This is a genomic window from Serratia sp. NCCP-200, from assembly GCF_059697885.1.
Window position 1 is genome coordinate 777,550 of the sequence record NZ_BAAKUJ010000001.1, and the last position, 17,289, is coordinate 794,838.

13 protein-coding genes and 1 tRNA gene are annotated in these 17,289 nt (G+C 53.0%); 9 read left to right on the forward strand and 5 right to left on the reverse strand.

From position 1 onward, the window contains the following. Window positions 1-3: 3 nt before the first annotated feature. Together gadC and gad are read right to left on the reverse strand one after the other, a co-directional pair. Entirely contained in the window at window positions 4-1,542 is a 1,539-nt protein-coding gene (gadC, locus tag AC6HVW_RS03620; RefSeq protein WP_071680990.1) for a glutamate/gamma-aminobutyrate antiporter, read from the reverse strand. A gap of 101 nt (window positions 1,543-1,643) precedes the next feature. Next, window positions 1,644-3,044: a glutamate decarboxylase gene (gad, locus tag AC6HVW_RS03625; protein ID WP_071680989.1), complete on the reverse strand. Its 1,401-nt coding sequence runs from the start codon at window positions 3,042-3,044 to the stop codon at window positions 1,644-1,646. 486 nt (window positions 3,045-3,530) lie between these two features. On the opposite strand from gad, the gene AC6HVW_RS03630 reads away from it, so the two are divergent. The 6 genes from AC6HVW_RS03630 to AC6HVW_RS03655 all read left to right on the forward strand — a co-directional run bounded on the left by AC6HVW_RS03630 (window position 3,531) and on the right by AC6HVW_RS03655 (window position 10,471). Next, window positions 3,531-4,997, forward strand: coding sequence for a metal-dependent hydrolase family protein (locus AC6HVW_RS03630; RefSeq protein WP_071680988.1), 1,467 nt, complete (start codon window positions 3,531-3,533; stop codon window positions 4,995-4,997). Window positions 4,998-5,068: 71 nt separating this feature from the next. Then, on the forward strand, window positions 5,069-5,350 hold the full coding sequence (locus AC6HVW_RS03635; RefSeq protein WP_447889519.1) for a YtcA family lipoprotein: 282 nt from the start codon (window positions 5,069-5,071) through the stop codon (window positions 5,348-5,350). A gap of 11 nt (window positions 5,351-5,361) precedes the next feature. After that, window positions 5,362-6,411, forward strand: coding sequence for a multidrug transporter subunit MdtN (gene mdtN, locus AC6HVW_RS03640; protein WP_071680987.1), 1,050 nt, complete (start codon window positions 5,362-5,364; stop codon window positions 6,409-6,411). Continuing rightward, window positions 6,401-8,272, forward strand: a complete 1,872-nt coding sequence (locus tag AC6HVW_RS03645) for an FUSC family protein (protein WP_497569271.1) — start codon at window positions 6,401-6,403, stop codon at window positions 8,270-8,272. The genes mdtN and AC6HVW_RS03645 overlap by 11 nt, the downstream gene beginning before the upstream one ends. Then, window positions 8,269-9,750, forward strand: coding sequence for a TolC family protein (locus AC6HVW_RS03650; protein ID WP_115158138.1), 1,482 nt, complete (start codon window positions 8,269-8,271; stop codon window positions 9,748-9,750). The genes AC6HVW_RS03645 and AC6HVW_RS03650 overlap by 4 nt, the downstream gene beginning before the upstream one ends. A gap of 43 nt (window positions 9,751-9,793) precedes the next feature. After that, complete coding sequence (locus AC6HVW_RS03655; RefSeq protein WP_071680985.1) at window positions 9,794-10,471, forward strand: SDR family oxidoreductase; 678 nt, start codon at window positions 9,794-9,796, stop codon at window positions 10,469-10,471. Between the two features lie 110 nt (window positions 10,472-10,581). Here AC6HVW_RS03655 and AC6HVW_RS03660 read toward each other — a convergent pair whose 3' ends face one another. Beyond that, window positions 10,582-11,904 (reverse strand): 6-phospho-alpha-glucosidase, encoded by a 1,323-nt coding sequence (locus AC6HVW_RS03660; RefSeq protein ID WP_071680984.1) that lies wholly within the window; start codon window positions 11,902-11,904, stop codon window positions 10,582-10,584. Beyond that, window positions 11,901-13,523 (reverse strand): alpha-glucoside-specific PTS transporter subunit IIBC, encoded by a 1,623-nt coding sequence (locus tag AC6HVW_RS03665; protein WP_024485163.1) that lies wholly within the window; start codon window positions 13,521-13,523, stop codon window positions 11,901-11,903. The genes AC6HVW_RS03660 and AC6HVW_RS03665 overlap by 4 nt, the downstream gene beginning before the upstream one ends. Before the next feature lie 295 nt (window positions 13,524-13,818). Here AC6HVW_RS03665 and AC6HVW_RS03670 point away from each other — a divergent pair, with 295 nt between their 5' ends. Next, window positions 13,819-14,532, forward strand: coding sequence for a GntR family transcriptional regulator (locus AC6HVW_RS03670; RefSeq protein ID WP_021805816.1), 714 nt, complete (start codon window positions 13,819-13,821; stop codon window positions 14,530-14,532). A gap of 76 nt (window positions 14,533-14,608) precedes the next feature. Here AC6HVW_RS03670 and AC6HVW_RS03675 read toward each other — a convergent pair. After that, window positions 14,609-14,684 (reverse strand) — tRNA-Asn (locus tag AC6HVW_RS03675). Window positions 14,685-15,290: 606 nt separating this feature from the next. Here AC6HVW_RS03675 and AC6HVW_RS03680 point away from each other — a divergent pair. Together AC6HVW_RS03680 and AC6HVW_RS03685 are read left to right on the forward strand one after the other, a co-directional pair. Further along, window positions 15,291-15,707 carry a YuaE family lipoprotein gene (locus AC6HVW_RS03680; RefSeq protein WP_021180266.1) on the forward strand — a complete coding sequence of 139 codons (417 nt, stop codon included), beginning with the start codon at window positions 15,291-15,293 and terminating at the stop codon, window positions 15,705-15,707. A 433-nt stretch (window positions 15,708-16,140) separates the two neighbouring features. Next, window positions 16,141-17,259: a branched-chain amino acid ABC transporter substrate-binding protein gene (locus AC6HVW_RS03685; protein ID WP_186486310.1), complete on the forward strand. Its 1,119-nt coding sequence runs from the start codon at window positions 16,141-16,143 to the stop codon at window positions 17,257-17,259. Window positions 17,260-17,289: the final 30 nt, after the last annotated feature.

Here is a 17,289-nt window from a genome sequence, read left to right on the forward strand (position 1 = left end):
CGATCAGTGAAGCTTTTTACCATCAACAATGATGTGGTGCGGGCTGCGTGCCTTCGGATGGATGAAGAAATGCCCTTCCTGAGCGCTATCCGTGTTGATTGGCACCAGCGTGATATTTTTCGCTCCAGCCGCTTTATTATGCAGTGCATAAATAATGAAGGGGATCACCAGCACCACCAGGAAGCAAACGACCAGTAAACCGGCATAGACGTCGTTGGCTTCTCTACCCGGTAGCCCCGAAGGAGGGAAGAAGGAGACGACAAAGGCTACCAGAGAGGTCAGCAAACCGATGACAGCAACCGCAATTTTAACGCCATTGCCTCCCGGTATATTAAAGGTGCGTTTGTTATTCGGCTGTTTGCGGATCAGCTGGATATAAGCCAGGAATAACAGGAAATAGCTGCAAAGATAAATCACCACCGTCAGCGCCAGCGCAATCAGGAACGACATGTTATTGCCACCCCCGGTATTGGTCAGCACAATCAGTGCTACCGAGGTGATGAGTAACTGGGAAATGACCAGCACCACCGGCACGCCGTTTTTGTTCATTTTGGCAAAACGGGCAGGTAGGATCCCTTGCTGTGCCGTCACTAACATCCCGCGGGAAGGCCCGACAATCCATGCCGCGATCTCAGCTAGCACGCCCAAGAGCAACAGCGCAGCGATACCGCGGATAGCCCATTCAAAGCCCGTCCCCAAATGATTGATCAGCACCGTGAAGGTTTGCATCACGCCCGCAGAGAGGTTGATTTGCTCATGGGGTATTACGGCTGCAATGGACAGCCCGCCGACTGAACTCAGGCAAATCGCCGCAAACATCAACAGCAGCATGGCGAGCGGATAATCGCGGCCCGGATTTTTCATCTCATTGACGTGGGTAGCGGAGGCTTCCACCCCCATATAGCTTAGGATGAAGGCCACAAACACCACTAGCGTGCTCATGCTGGTGACGTTCGGGAAGAAGGTATCGGCACTCATTTCAATCGCAATGGGAGCACCAGAGCGCAGATAAGTGACGGCCAGTATCACCAGAATGGCGGCTGGCAGCAGGATACCGGCAAAAAAACCAATCTTGGCGATGCGAGCGGTATTTTTGGTACCACCAAACTGAGTCAAGGCCAGTCCCCATAAAATAATCAGTGCGGCGACGGTCTTAACTATCGGATCGTTATTGAGTTCGGGCCAGTTAAGAATATAGGACAGCGCCCCTAGCACGAAGTAGAGCATCGGGATAAAGCCGATTGCGATTTGCAAATAGCCAAACGAAATAGCGGCAAATCCCCATTTCTCACCGAGGGTTTTAGAAACCCAGGTAAACACTCCACCCTCCTGCCAACCCTCAACCGTTGCCATTTCAGCGGCGCACAATCCTACCGGAATGAACCACAGCAAGCCGCCAAGTATCAGGAAGAAGGTCAGTGAAAAACCAGAGGTTGCAAACGTTGGGTATTCGTAAACCGCCATCACCATTGATGCCGTTATGGCAAAAAAGCCCAACAGCGTGAGTTGTTTTGGCGCAGCGATGATTTGAGAGGTAGCCATGGCAATTCTCCTGGGACAAGCGAAGATGCTTGCCAGCTGATTTCTTATGGTTAACGGGAGTGGCTAGGAGCATGCCACTCCATTAACAGGTCAACTGTGGATCAGCCGTGGTTAAAACCGGCCGCTTCATCTTCCGAAAGTGGATTAACGACCGGATGACTTTCGAAATGCTCAAGTGCTCGTTTCAGATCGTCAAGCAACAGGCTACCTAGGTCAAAACTTACTCCGTGGCGCACTAGAATACGCTGGATCACCAGATCTTCCCGATTAGCTGGCATGGAGTACGCAGGTACCTGCCAGCCGCGTGAGCGTAATTTATCGGCGAGATCATACAGCGTGTAGCCACCGATATTGGCGCCGTCTTTCAGTTTCCAGGCCAGCGCCGGGATGCCTTTACCACTGTCACCATCAAACAGGATTTCAAACGGACCGAGCTTACCGATCTCGTCGGCAAGATACTGAGCCGTGGCATAGCAGGCGTTATGGACTTTGGCGTAGCCTTCGCGGCCAAGGCGTAAGAAGTTGTAGTACTGAGCGATGATCTGTCCACCAGGGCGTGAGAAGTTGAGCGCAAAGGTAGGCATATTGCCGCCAAGATAGTTGACGTTGAAAATAAGCTCTTCGGGCAGGTCTGCCGCTTCACGCCATACCACCCAGCCCGCCCCCAGAGGGGCTAGCCCAAACTTGTGGCCTGAAGTGTTGATGGATTTTACGCGTGGCAGGCGGAAATCCCATTCCAGATCGGGGGCACAGAATGGGGCGAGAAAGCCGCCGCTGGCACCGTCGACATGAATAGGAATATCCAGGCCGGTGTCTTGTTGCAGCTTATCGAGTGCGTCGCTGACCGCTTTTACCGGCTCGTACTGGCAGGTAAAGGTCACTCCGAGGGTGGGTACCACACCGATGGTATTCTCATCGACTCGTTTCAGTACCTCTTCCGGGCTCATGATCAGACGATCGCCTTCCAGAGGGATTTCTCGCAACTCCACATCGAAATAACGCGCGAATTTGTGCCAGCAAATTTGCACCGGGCCGCAGATCATATTGGGCTTATCGGTTGTCAGGCCCTGTGCGGCACGTTTTTTGCGCCATTGCCATTTCAACGCCAACCCACCCAACATAGCGGCCTCTGACGAGCCAATGGTGGAGCAGCCCAGGGTGGTGTCCGGCGACGGTGATTTCCACAGGTCGGCCAACATGCGCACGCAGCGGGCTTCAATTTCGGCTGTTTGTGGATACTCGTCTTTATCAATCATATTTTTGTCGATGGACAGATCCATCAGGTCGCGAATTTCCTCATCAACCCAGGTCTGACAGAATGTCGCCAAGTTTTGCCGTGAGTTACCGTCTAACATTAATTCATCGCGGATGGCACTAAATACGTGGCGAGGATTTCGCTCTGCATCTGGAAATCCAGATTTCGGTAGCGAAATGGCCAAATCTATCGAGGAATAAACATCATCATTAACATTACTGTTATTTTTCTGGTTACTGTTACTCATAAAAACCCTCTTGATTTTTATATGTCAATATACTCGGCAGGATCACGTAAAACCGTCCCCTGTGCTCTACTAACGCCATCAAGTCTTGGCGTTAATTCTAGAACATTTTGTGAAAAAGACAGGGAATCATCTTAAATATAATATTTTTCCAGTAAAATCAGTAGGAAGCTGGCCTGGCTTGTTGAGCGTTTTGCCAATATTTTTTAAGCGAGGGTTTGGTAATTCATAGGGTTAGTCGCACTCAGATTTTTATGCCTGTAATTTAATCATTGTTGCGTCATGGTTACAATAACATTAAATCTGTTAATGAGACTTTTCTCGCGATTGATAAGTTAATTCCTATGTTATCCACTACAATCTAATGGTTTATTAATGAGGATATAAAATTATTGAAAAATAAAGCATTGTGAGGATTACGTTCTACAATTACTCTAAACAAAACCTGCAGTTACCGGCGAAGTCGGTTTGATTAGGAGTGATTGTGTTATGCAGCAAAATCCCATGTTTCAGCCTGCCTGCGAACATTCTGAGGCATGCCTATGCCACAGCCCGGCATTTTTACGCATTAATACGGTGCTAACCCGGCAGGCGGCGAAAGCGCCGCCGATAACGACAGCCACGGTCGCAGCAGCAATACCTGCAGGACAATCCACGCATTCCAATGCCACCGCCAGCGCTACGCAGTTGAAAGCGTTTATCAACGTACGGATTTTTGACGGGGTTTCTGACCAACTGCGCGAGGGCATGCAGGTTATCGTTGAAGGCAACAAAATCAAATCGATTGAACCTGCTGATACGACTCCGCCAGCGGAAGCAACGATTATAGACGGCAACGGTGGCGTGCTGATGCCCGGCCTGATTGATGCGCACTGGCATGCCATCATGGCTCGTCCTTCCATGATGACGGCGATGACGGCCGATTTTAACTATATCCAGGCGCTGGCGATTGCCGAAGCTCAGGCAACGCTGCTGCGTGGGTTCACCACGGTCCGCGATATGGGCGGGCCGGTGTTTGGCTTGAAGCGTGCAATTGATGAGCAGATTACGGTTGGCCCACGCATTTACCCGTCTGGAGCGTTTATTTCCCAGACCGGCGGCCACGGTGATTTTCGCATGCTCAGCGAAGTCCCACGCGCACCCGCGGACTCCTTGAGCTATATCGAGCGGGTGGGGATAACTGCCATTGCCGATGGTGCCGACCAGGTGTTGTTGCGCGCCAGAGAACAGCTGATGAGGGGGGCATCCCAGATCAAATTTATGGCCGGTGGCGGTGTAGCCTCACTCTATGACGGCATCGACGTAACGGAAGGTTCCGTGCCCGAAATCCAGGCGGCGGTGACCGCTGCGGAAAATTGGGGTACCTACGTGACCGTTCACGCCTATACGGCCCGCGCTGTCACCATGGCAATCAAAGGCGGCGTGAAATGTATCGAACACGGCCAGTTGGTGGATGAGCAGACCGTGGAGCTCATGGCGCAAGAAAACCTATGGTGGTGCCTGCAACCTTTCCTGGACGATGAAGATGCCGTACCGATGGCGAATCCGGCTTCACGCGCCAAGCAACTGGTGATGTCCGCCGGAACCGATAACGCCTACCAACTGGCGAAAAAGCACCACATCAAGACCGCCTGGGGTACCGACACACTGTTCGACGCCAGGCTTGCCACACGTCAAGGCGCCCAGCTTGCCAAGCTGATCCGCTGGTATACGCCTCTCGAAATTCTTAAAATGGCTACCAGCGTCAATGCCGAACTTTGCGCGCTCTCCGGCCCGCGTAACCCTTATCCCGAGAAGCTCGGGGTGATAGAAGCAGGCGCTCTGGCCGATATGATCATTGTCGACGGCGATCCGCTAACGGATATTCAACTGCTGGCCCAGCCTGAGGAAGCATTTCAGATGATCATGAAAAATGGGCAAATTTATAAAAATACGCTGGAAAACAGCGCGGTTTAATACAGCGCCGCAATGCGGTTTTGGGAGATAAAATGGCAAGCGCACACTCTTTTCGTCAGCGCCGGGGGCCTGTGTTTTTTCGTTCAGGCCATACGCGTTATGGAGCGTTGGCCTTATTGCTGGTCAGTACCTTTAGCCTTATCGGGTGTCGTGACTTTGGTGCGCCAGCATTTTCCGTGCTCGGCTCTTATTTCCCTGCCTGGCTAGCCTGTGCAGGGATTGGCCTCGTGGTGGCGATAGGGGCGCGCGTTCTGCTGATTTTTGCGGGAATTGACGAAGTTCTGCCGTGGCGACTCTTCGTCTATACCTGCCTGGCGCTCGCCGTAGCCTTTATGTCATCGCTTTTATTCTAAGTGCGCTAAAAATGAACACGTTAAAACAACAGGGCAATAAACGTCGGATAGCGATCGTCATTGGGGTGGTTATCGTTATTACTGCCGCTATTTCAGGGTGGCTGACGCTGCGTCAAAACTCGTTAAATCCTACGTCGCAGGATACGGTCATCGGGGCCAGCGTGGTGAACGTCAGCAGCTCAGTACCTGGGCGTATTCAGTCCATTAATGTGACAGAAAACGGCAAGGTTCAACGGGGTGAGGTGATGTTCACCCTCGATCCCACGATTTATCGTTTGCGGGTCGAGCAGGCACGGGCGGAACTGCAGATGGCGCAAGCCGCTTGGGATACGCAGCACCGCACGATGATCGCAGAACAATCTAATGCAGCGATCACCGATGAGCAGGTTAATCGGGCGCGGGCCAACCTTAAGCTGGCAACTCAGACGCTGGCGCGCATTCAGCCACTGCTGGGCAAGGGCTATGTCACCGCCCAGCAGGTGGATGATGCCCAGACCGCCAAGCACGATGCAGAAATCAGCCTGAAACAGGCGCTGAAGCAAACCGTCGCTTCGCAGGCATTAATCAGCAGCGCTGCGGAGTCTGAGGCTCTGCTCAGCGCACGACGCGCCGCATTGGCCATTGCCGAACAAGAGCTGGAAAATACCCAGATACGAGCGCCGCACAATGGCCTGGTGGTGGGGCTTAATGTTTCTGCGGGGGAATTTGTGATGCCGGACCAGGCGGTATTTACGCTGATTAATAGCGACCACTGGCATGCCTCGGCATACTTTCGCGAAACAGAGCTGGCGCACATCAAACCGGGGAGTTGCGCCACGGTATATGTTATGGCCGATCGCCAGCGTGCGATTCAGGGCAGAGTGGAGGGCATTGGCTGGGGGATCAGCTCCGAGGAGCAGTTTAATATTCCACGTAATCTGCCCTATGTCCCGAAATCGCTGAACTGGGTGCGGGTCGAACAGCGTTTCCCGGTGCGGATCACCCTTAAAGATCCGCCGGCGGAGTTGATGCGAATTGGTGCCAGCGCGGTAGCAATAGTACGAGACGACCATGGTTGCTGACCGCCCCTGGGGCAGAATGTTGCGCCAGGTGAAGCGCGATTTGGCCTATTTCCCTGGCCGATTGGCGATGGCCTGGCGGGTCGGTGCGCTTTGTGCGCTGATGACGCTGGTTGCCATGCTGTACGGTATCCCCGAATCAGCGATTAGCTGCTACCTGATTTTGTTCGTGATGAAACCAGACGCCGCCGAAAGTATGGCGATGGCCATTGCGGTGACCCTGCTCGTTTCCATAGTGGTGGGGCTGATCTTGCTGATCCTGCCTTATACCCTGGAATCTGCGCCTTTACGCATGGCGGTGCTGGTCCTTAGCTCGTTTGCCTTTCTCTGGCTAGGCTCGGCGAGCAAGCTCGGGCCGGTGGGCAGCATTATTGCGCTGGTGATCGCTTTCATCATGTCGCTACTTGGCGATGCGCCGAATGGAGAGTTAGCGGTACGCGCGGTGCTGTATGCCTGGCTGATGGCCGCATCCCCGATGCTGCTATTGGTAGCCTTTAATCTTTTCATCGGGCGGCCACCCTGGAAACTGCTACGCGCAAGTCTGGCAGAGCGCTTAGCGGTTGCCGGTGAGGCATTACGCCACCCGGATGCCCCCAGCATGCATAAAGTAGAGGAGCTGTTGCGGGAAGGGCAGAGTGAACATCAACAGCGGGCTATGCTCGTGCGCATTTTCCATCTGCGGCCTGCCGCAGAGGCTGCCTGGTTAACCGCCGCTGTCAACAGCAGCTATCGGTTACTGCTGGCCATTTCAGCCCTCAATAAAACCGTACCGGCGTTAACTCGCCCTGAACTGGCCGACTGGTGCAGTTCTGCAGCCGAGGCTATTACCGCAGGCCGGGTGATTGAACCCCCAGCGTTTAATCAGAGTGGGAAAAATGACGAAGTCACCCACGCGCTGGTGCAACTTGCAACGCCAGATAACGCGGTAGACACCAGTGCGCCCAAAGCCTCATTTTTAGCCGCAGACGCCTTTACCAATCCCGTCCATCAGCAATTTGCCTTAAAGACCACGGCGGCCAGCGTGATCTGTTATCTCGTCTATACCGCACTGGACTGGCAAGATATTCATACCGCCATGATCACCTGTTATGTCGCAGCGCTCGGCACGGCGGGGGAGACGGTACACAAGTTGACGTTACGCATTGTTGGCTGCCTGATAGGCGCATTGATGGGCGTGCTTTCGCTGATTTTTATTGTTCCGTCGCTGAGCGATATCGGCCAGTTAATGGCGCTGGTGTTCGGCGCGCTGCTGCTCAGCGCCTGGGTATCAAGCGGCAATGAGCGGATTGCCTATGCGGGCATACAAATCGGACTGGCATTCTTACTCACCGTGTTACATGGCTTTAGTCCGAGTACGGATTTGGGCGTCGCGCTCGACAGAGTACTCGGGATCCTGCTGGGGAATCTGGTGGTGTATTTGATATTCACTTACGTGTGGCCCGTCGCCATTGCTGATTTTGTTCGCACTCGCATCCGCAGCCTGGTCACGGGATTAAGCAATCTTGCCGCGTTATCGCCAACAGAGCGCCCGGCAGCGATAAGACAGGCGGCAGAGGTTGAAGAAGAACTGACTACGGCACGGGAGGCGCTAAGGCTGGTTCCTTTTGAGCCAAGATCGCTACGCCCCTCTCCCGAAGAATACCGGCGTCTGCAAGCGATCCTTGGCGAAATGGAAAACCTCTGTCCGGCGCTGTTTTTGCCCTTTGATAAGTCCTTCTCCGATGTGGAACGGCTTAGCCGGCTTTCCTCGAGCGGTGAAGTGATTAATCCCCCAGAACCAACAGGCAGCAACAACGGTTTGCCACCCGCCGTTGAACTTGAGATCCAACAAAGCATCAGGCGACTTGAGGAACTTCTTGGATGAAGCCGCGCACTCAGACTTTCAAAATACGAACTTTCAGCACGGCAGTGGGGTTATGTCTGTTAGCAGGCTGTGCCACGGACCAACTGGCGTTGGCTCCGGCTAGCCCTTCCTCTCCCTGGACACCTGACGGCATCAGCAGTCATGAATTTGCTGTTCCGGCCAACCCGGCGGTAGCAGAACTTCCTGCACCGCCTGCGATCAACCAGCAGCAGATCTATCAGTTACCTGAGCTGATAGACATCGCACAGATGCAAAACCCGGATACCCGCATCGCCTGGCAACAGGCGCGGCAGGCAGCGCTGGGCGTAGGCATGGCTGAAGCGACATTTTTGCCGATGATTTCAGCCAGCGTGATTGGCGGCTACCAAAGAACGCGAACGCCGTTGCCCTATGACATTGGCGACCAACACGATCTGGACACCTCCGGCAGCGCGGTAGTGCCGGCACTGGCGTTGCAGTGGTTAATCTTTGATTTTGGCCAACGTAGCGCTTTGCAACAGGCGGCCAAGCACACCTCCTATGCCGCCAACGTCGCCTTTAACGGCATGCATCAAAAGATTATTTATGAGGTTACGCGCAGCTATTACCAATACGGTGCGGCCCAGTCACGCCGAAAAATAGCGCAGGAGACGCTGCGCAATAGCCAGAAAATCCTCGATGCTGCCTTGGCGCGTAACAAAAATGGCGTTGCGACAACGGTGGAAGTTGCACAGGCACGCCAGCAGGTCGCGCAATCTGAATTGAATCGCGTTGTTGCGCAGGGAACGGAACGTGACGCATGGCAGGCTTTGCTGGCATCCATGGGCATTTCTGCCTCATCGCAAATCAAAGTGGGCTATGCCGAGGATAAACCTTTGCCGCAGACGGCCAGTGCGCCAACCCAGCAGATGATTAAGCTGGCGCTCTCCCAGCGGCCAGACGTATTGGCAACTTATGCTGCTGCTCAGGCCGCTACCGCCGGTATCAAGGCGGCAGAGGCGGATTTTCTGCCTAAGGTTTATCTTGCCAGCGCGGTCGCGGGTGGAGATGGGCGTTTTGACATTCAGGGATTGCCGTCCATTGGTCAGCAAACGTCCTCCTCTAGCATTCTGTTGGGCGTTACCGTACCGCTTTACGATGGTGGAATACGAGCTGCCCGCGTGAAAGAGGCAGAATCACGTGCCGCCGTGGCAAACGAGACTTTCCAAAAGACGCAGGAGGCTGCGGTTCGTGAGATTATCGTGGCGGCCGATACGTTACAATCCGCGCTAGAAGCCAACCAGGCAGCATTGAACCTGGTAAAAACCGCGTTTATTACCTACGACGCCGCGCTGGAGTCTTATCGCAACGGCGTGGGGACCATCACCGTAGCCAACGAGGCTGCCAATGGTCTGCTCTATGCGCAACAGATGAGTACCGATGCCCACGCTGCGGCACTGATCGCGGCGGCTAATTTAGCCTTTGTGATGGGCAAAATGACCCACGTGGAGCCGGAGTAATTCTGGGGGAAAACCTACCGTTATCAGCATTAGGAAGAAAATCATGACATCTCCATTCTCGGCACTGATCATCGGTGCGTCACGCGGAATAGGTTTAGGCATTGTCAGGCAGCTATCCATGCAGGGCTGGCAGGTAGTTGCAACCTGTCGCGGCGCGGTGCCTGCCGATAGCCCGGCTGACACGCAATGGCTGAAATTAGATATCAATCATCATGATGAAAGGATTACCCTGAAAGAACGGCTGCTGTCACAACAATTCGATCTTATCTTTATCAACGCGGGTGTTTACGGGCCAGCCCATCAGGACGTTGCCCAGGCGAATGATGATGAGCTCGTTGAGCTGTTTATGACCAATACCTTTTCCCCGGTTCGCTGTGCGGCAGCGTTAATACCGCTGGTGAAACCGCAAACCGGCGTGATGGCGTTGATGACATCGGAGTTGGGCAGTCTAAATGAGAACGAAGCGGCGACCTATCCGCTGTACGCCGCCAGCAAGGCTGCTCTGAATATGTTAACGCGCGGATTGCGTGATACCGCTGCCCTGCAGGAGGTGACTTTGCTGTCGGTGCATCCGGGCTGGGTACAAACGGATATGGGCGGAACCAATGCCACACTGACTGTCGAACAAAGCTGCTCTGGCATTGTGAGCCAGGTTCTGGCCTGGCGCGGCAAAGGCGGGCACCACTTTATTGACTATGCAGGCAACGTGTTACGTTGGTAAAACGCGTTATTGTAGGGGCAACTGCATGCTGCCCCCATTTAACTCCGGTTCCAATCTTCCCCTCCTTGGCCTGTACAGGGATTAAGGGAGGGGAATAACGCTATCCTTACTTACTTCAATTCAGGCCAGTAGTCCTTGTTCGCCTCGATCAAGTCATCAAGTATTGCTTTGGCAACTGATGCGCTAGGCACGGTTTTCGACAGCGTAATGGCTTGCCACAGTTTCTGATAAGAACGCTGTTCCCAGGCATCGACCACCAGTTTTTCTACCGCCACCTGCTGGCTCATCAGCCCTTTCTGGAATTGCGGGATATTGCCAACCACCAACGGTTGCGGGCCACTTTTGCCAACCAGGCAGGGGATTTCGACCATGGCTTCTGGATCGAAGTTATTGATAGCGCCATTGTTTGGCACAATCAACAACATGCGCTCCTGGGTGTTGAAGGCGATGGCGGTTGCCAGATCGACGATGTAGGAGGCGTGCTCATCGATTTCCAACTCGCCTGCCGAGGATTTCCCCGCCTGGATAATGGCATTGCAGGAGCCGAAAACGTGCTTCTCGCGGTGATCCATGACCTCGTTAGCGCGGGTACGCTCCGGGTTGGAATGCTCTACTACGTAGTCTGGGAACAGATAGTATTTCAGGTAAGTATTGGGGAAGGTTTCTGGATCCAACGCCCAGACATCTTTCGCTTTGGCAAAGGTGTCATTCCAGCTAGCCTCCGTACCATGTTCATCTGATGGCGGAACGTAGCCAAATTTAGCCACGTATTCACGGATTTTGGGCATCAAGTCGTTGCCCTGAAGATCCTCAATAGACGTCCACCAGCCGAAGTGGTTCAGCCCGTAGTAACGCACGCGCATCTCTTTGCGGTCTTTCAGGCCAGCAATTTGTGCCATGCGGCTTTCAATGCCGATTGGCATATCGCAGATGTTGAGGATTTTCGCCGTTGGGCGCAGACGACGGGTTGCTTCTGCCACAATCGCCGCAGGGTTGGAATAGTTCAGCATCCAGGCGTTTGGTGAGTATTGCTCCATATAGTCGGCAATTTCCAGCACGCCGCCGATGGAGCGCATACCGTAAGCAATTCCACCTGGCCCGCAGGTTTCCTGGCCAAGCACGCCGTGGCGCAGAGGGATTTTTTCGTCTTTTTCACGCATCGGGTATTTGCCCACGCGGATGTGTGCCATCACGAAATCCACATCGCTAAATGCCTCTTTGGGGTCCGTGGTGTAGCTGAATTCAATGTCTGGTGCCTGTTCTTTCAGGATGATTTTGCACGCCTCGGCAATGGTTTCCTGGCGCGCACCATCGTTATCATAGAATTTCAAGGCGCGCAGCGGGAAACGGTGCTGGTTTGCCAGTAACATCAGTACGATACCAGGAGTGAAGGTGCTGCCACCGCCAGCTACAACTACAGAGAATTTATTCATGATACTGCCTCCGTCATGGATTTAAGTTCGCTTGAAGAAGCGTCTTTCATCAGGTTTTCGATCTGGTCGCGGACCTGCGGGACGTTCAGCCCCACAATTACCTGTATACCGTTGCCGCGTCGCACCACACCGTGGGCACCCAGCGCTTTAAAAATGTCGTCGCTTTGCGTCAGCGACATATCCACCAGGGCAATACGCAGGCGGGTCGCACAGTTGTTAACGCTCAGGATGTTGCTTGCTCCGCCAAGTGCTTCGAGAAAACCGGCAGCCTGGCCTTGTTTGGTTTCTTTCGCTGCCGCTGCTGTTGTTTGCTGGCGGGATGCTTGATAGTCCGCCTTGCTGTAGAGCTTGATTTCAGCCTCTTCGCGGCCCGGCGTTTTCAGATTGAAACGTAGAATCAGGGTGCGGAACACCAGGAAGTAGATACCGGTAAAGGCAAGTCCAATGCCAATCTGAATAAACATCATTGACGCGTGGTTGTGGAACATCGGGATCCAGTTTTGCGGCAGGAATTGGTCTAGCAGGCCGCCGCCCATGTTGCCCACCACGCCGCACATATACATGACCGTCGCCATGGTAGCGGCCAGAAATGCGTGGACGACAAACAGTACCGGCGAGATAAACAGGAAGGTAAATTCCAGTGGCTCGGTAATGCCGACCAGCATCGCCGTTAACGTGGCGGGGATCAGCAGGCCTGCCACCTTCACTCGATTTTCAGGTGCCGTGGTGGCGTAGAGAGCCAGCGCAATCCCCAGACAGCCAAACACCTTCGAGTTACCGTGCAGCGCAAAGCCGCCTTCTGGGAACAGCGTTTTCAGCGGCAGCGTGCTCTGACTGAACTCCTGCAAATGCTGCGCCCAATAAACCTGAATGCCTCCTTCCACGACTGCCGGACCATAGACAAATGGGCCGTAGATGAAGTGATGAAGCCCTGTTGGGATCAGGATGCGCTCAAGGAAGGTGTAAACCCACACGCCGAGCGAGCCAGCGCTGCGCAGGAATTCCTGCAGTGATTCAATCCCCATCTGTACTTTTGGCCAGCCGAACAGGGTTAGCCACGCGCAAGGGATCATGACGAAGAAGGCAACAATGACGACGAATGAACTGCCTTGGAAAATACCGAGGAAAACGGGAAGTTGTTTATCGAAATAGCGGTTGTGGATAGCGGTGACCAATCCGGAAATCACAATCGCACCGATAATACTGGTATCGAGCGTTTTGATGCCGGCAATCATCGTGAGCCCGGTTCCCGCCACCGGGTCGACGTTAAAATCAACGCCAAAGTACTGGCCCCAGGTCATTCCCATTGCGTTAATGAAATAGTTCCAGGTCATGAAACTGACTAGCACAGCCAGGCAGGCGCGGCCCTGAGCCTGTTTTGCCAGGCCAATCGGTAAACCCACGGCGAAAATCAGTGGCATATTACGAAATACCGTCCAGCCGCCTTCTTCAATAATATGGACGATTTGCGCAAATAAGTTATCGGGTGCAGTGAGCGCTTCGCCGACGAACATCGGGTTACGCAGCATAATGGCGATACCGACCACAATCCCGGCAAACGGGAATAGCAGGACCGGGGTAAACATTGCGCCACCAAAACGTTGTATTTGACTGAGCATGTTAAATCCTCATGTAACAACCTGTAGGGGAAGTGACCTTATTCTTTAACGCGGGTCTGAGAAGCAGAGTAGGGAGTACGTGAGGGGTTATCTTTGTCCGTCGCACCGATTCGTGATCGCATTCATGGTTTTTGTTTGCACCAAGTTGTCTACTTTTCGTCATAAAACTGTACACGACGATTTCGCTTGGAATTTTCACTTGATGAGGTTGTTTGCAACTTCAATAAAAACAGCCTATTAATTTATAGGGTGTGGATTATTTAAGCGCAGCGCGGAACTCCAGAGAGGTCTATCAGTGATCTACAAATCCATAGCCGACAGACTACGCATTCGGCTCAATTCCGCCGATTATCATATTGGCAGCCCATTGCCTGCGGAGGTTCGCCTGGCAGAAGAGTTTGGCGTCTCCCGCATGACTATTCGCAAAGCGATAGATTTGCTAGTGGGGTGGGGATTGGTGGAGCGCCGCCACGGTAGCGGCACGTATGTCGCGAAGAAAGATGTGCATCATGAAACCACCAACCTGACCGGATTTATCGAGGTAATGCGCAATCAGGGTAAGGAGGTGGTAAGCGACGTGCTGGAGTTTACTATTATGCCCGCGCCACCCGCTATCGCCAGCCAGCTGCGCATCAAGATTGATGAACGGATCTACTACTCGCGCCGGGTTCGTTCGGTCGACGGCAAGCCACTGATGGTAGAAGACAGCTATATGCCAGCGAAGCTCTATCGCAATTTGTCCGTTGCCCACCTGGAGGGGTCAAAATTCAGCTATATCGAAGATGAATGCCACATCATCGTGCGCGGCAATTATGAGAGCCTCACGCCTGTGCTGGCCGATAAAAAGATGGCGAAGCTGCTGAATGTCGATGAGCAGACACCTATTTTGCGCATCACCTCGCTGTCATACAGCGACAGCGGCGATTTCGTGAATTACTCGGTGATGTTCAGAAATGCCAGCGAGTATCAGGTGGATTACCATTTACGGCGGGAGCATGTGAAAGTATAGGGAATAGGGCGAACTGCTGAGACACCGTTGAAAAGCAAAAAGCCCGCTTAGTTTCCTAAGCGGGCTTCTCTAAATATGGCTCCTCTGACTGGACTCGAACCAGTGACATACGGATTAACAGTCCGCCGTTCTACCGACTGAACTACAGAGGAATCGTGTGAACGAGGCGAATAATAGCGAGGCGTATTGGGTTTGTCAAAGCACTAAAGTGAGGGAAAAGTGCGTTTGCTGCCAGATTGAGCATATTGGCTCGTTTTTCGGCACTTTGCTTTGGTTAACAACGCGTAAAATGCGGAACCATGAGGAAAAGATCAGCGCGTTCAACATGCAGCTTAACGACCATGACAGAATGCTAAGTAGCACCTTCATAAAGCGATCCCACAAAAACACTACTCACCGAATATAAATTAATCAGGAAGGGTCTTGATGCCATCTGAATGGGGCCACTAGCGAAAACCCAAAATATCTGCTTATTTTTTACCAAACTGTGATCGAGATTGTTTTTTTATTTTTCATCTGCCAGATTCTTGGTTTTTCCAGAAAAGTTGATTTAAATCAAAATGGTAAGTCGTTCTAATTGGCGATAAGTGATTTTTTTTAAGATTTTTCTATGTTACTCTGGCGGGCATTCTATGCTGATAGCAGTAATGGGGCCCTCGCAGATCTTGTCAATGCTTGCTTTATTACTCTATGCTACGCCAAGCCATTTTTATAGCGGTAAACCACGCCGTTCCTTTGTTTCCCGGAGTTTTTTAGTAATGAAAAAAACAATCGCCATAGCTGCATTGTGTGTGTTGCTGGCAGGGTGTCAGACTGCGAAAAACAAACCTGCAACCGCTGCCGGTGTTCCAGCGCCAGCCCCAGTCACGCCGAGTGCTACCGTTACGCAGCCAGCTCAGCCGATGGCTTCTGTGGGTACCGATGACATCATGTATCCCTGCATGAAAGAGCTGAATGCTCTGCAACAGGTTAGCCCGCGGTTGTATCAAACCCGCAGCGTGGAATTGAACGATATCGTGGCGCAGGCCAAGCTTTACATGCGTATCCGTGACAACGTCAGCACCGAAATCCATCAAATCATGGATGCTGCCTATCAGTTCCGCATTGCCAAAACCTGTAACCGTATCAGCACCGACCTGACCAATGCCTTGATCGAGCGTGTGACTGGCGCCTAACGCGCATACCCCGTATTCAGATGTTCCGGGAATACATGGTGTTGTACCAGAAACGCTCTCTTAGGGAGCGTTTTTGTTTTCTGCTCATCCAAAATGCATTCCAGTTGCACCAGCAAGGTGCGCCAGCAAATTCTCCTCGTTCTTTTCTAACGCTCGTTGTCCGCTAAAACCAGTGAGCCTCCTCATTTTTACGGCTGAGAGCGCCAGCAAATCGGCTCTATTTTTGTATGCGCCGTCACAATGGCTAGATTTTTGCTTGGATAAACGCGGGTAAATCGGTTGCGCTCTCGCGCAAATTATTTTCCCCGACTACACATAAAGTGACTGCTCCACGTCATTTACCCGTCATCCTGCAACTGCCGCCGTTATTGGCCGCAATCTGCAATCTGCCGGGTCTACGGTCTTTCGCTAAAACAGTGCTGAGGAATGCAAAATGTCATTGAGATTGCTAAAAACCCCGCTTGCTGCTCTGCTTATTGGTTGTTTTAGTACGGCTTTTTCTGCACATGCCGATATCGTGATTGGCGTTGCCGGGCCATTCTCCGGCCCAAATGCCACCTATGGGGATCAATACTGGCGTGGGGCCTCGCAGGCTGCCGCAGACATCAATGCGGCCGGGGGAATTAAAGGGGAAAAAATCAAGCTGGCGCAAGGCGATGATGCTTGTGAACCTAAGCAGGCAGTCTCGGTAGCTAACCGGTTGGTCGATCAGGATCACGTCGCTGCGGTGGTGGGGCACTTCTGCTCGTCTTCCACCATGCCCGCTTCGGAGGTCTATGACGAGGCTGGGATCATTGCTATCACACCCGGTTCCACTAACCCGCAAATCACCGAACGTGGCATGAATAACATGTTCCGCATGTGTGGCCGCGACGATCAGCAAGGGGTTATCGCCACCAATTACATGCTGGATACCCTGAAGGCGAAGAAGATTGCCGTCATCCATGATAAGGACACCTATGGCCAGGGGTTGGCAGATGCCGCCAAGGCAGAAATGAACAAACGTGGCGTGAAGGAAGTGATGTATGAAGGGCTGTCGCGCGGTGAGAAAGACTTTAACGCCCTGGTGACCAAAATCGCCTCGGTGGATCCAGACGTGGTGTACTTCGGCGGCTGCCACCCAGAAGCAGGTCCGCTGGTGCGCCAAATGCGTGAGCAAGGGGTGAAAGCCAAATTCTTCTCCGGCGACTGTATTGTTACCGAGGAGCTGGTAACGGCGGCCGGTGGGCCACAGTACACCACTGGCGTGCTGATGACCTTCGGTAACGATCCCCGTCAGATCCCAGAAGGGAAAGCTGTGATCGCCAAGTTCCGCGAGAGTGGATTTGAGCCAGAAGGGTACACGCTGTACTCCTACGCATCGATCCAGGCCATCGCTGCAGCGTTCAATGCCACCGGCGGTAAAGATAGCGCGAAGGCCAGCGAGTGGTTGAAATCTCACGATGTGGATACCGTGATGGGGAAAAAAGCCTGGGATAAAAAAGGTGACCTGAAGGTATCAGACTACGTGGTCTACCAATGGGATGACAAAGGCAAATATCACCAGCTCTGATGTAAAGATCAACGGATCCGAGCGTGTGGC

What these genes read in the sequence shown, in the direction of transcription:
- AC6HVW_RS03685 (WP_186486310.1), top strand. Translation starts at nt 16,141, where the DNA reads ATGTCATTGAGATTGCTAAAAACCCCGCTTGCTGCTCTGCTTATTGGT.
- gadC (WP_071680990.1), bottom strand. Translation starts at nt 1,542, where the DNA reads ATGGCTACCTCTCAAATCATCGCTGCGCCAAAACAACTCACGCTGTTG.
- AC6HVW_RS03665 (WP_024485163.1), bottom strand. Translation starts at nt 13,523, where the DNA reads ATGCTCAGTCAAATACAACGTTTTGGTGGCGCAATGTTTACCCCGGTC.
- AC6HVW_RS03680 (WP_021180266.1), top strand. Translation starts at nt 15,291, where the DNA reads ATGAAAAAAACAATCGCCATAGCTGCATTGTGTGTGTTGCTGGCAGGG.
- gad (WP_071680989.1), bottom strand. Translation starts at nt 3,044, where the DNA reads ATGAGTAACAGTAACCAGAAAAATAACAGTAATGTTAATGATGATGTT.
- AC6HVW_RS03630 (WP_071680988.1), top strand. Translation starts at nt 3,531, where the DNA reads ATGCAGCAAAATCCCATGTTTCAGCCTGCCTGCGAACATTCTGAGGCA.
- AC6HVW_RS03660 (WP_071680984.1), bottom strand. Translation starts at nt 11,904, where the DNA reads ATGAATAAATTCTCTGTAGTTGTAGCTGGCGGTGGCAGCACCTTCACT.
- AC6HVW_RS03645 (WP_497569271.1), top strand. Translation starts at nt 6,401, where the DNA reads ATGGTTGCTGACCGCCCCTGGGGCAGAATGTTGCGCCAGGTGAAGCGC.
- AC6HVW_RS03655 (WP_071680985.1), top strand. Translation starts at nt 9,794, where the DNA reads ATGACATCTCCATTCTCGGCACTGATCATCGGTGCGTCACGCGGAATA.
- AC6HVW_RS03650 (WP_115158138.1), top strand. Translation starts at nt 8,269, where the DNA reads ATGAAGCCGCGCACTCAGACTTTCAAAATACGAACTTTCAGCACGGCA.
- mdtN (WP_071680987.1), top strand. Translation starts at nt 5,362, where the DNA reads ATGAACACGTTAAAACAACAGGGCAATAAACGTCGGATAGCGATCGTC.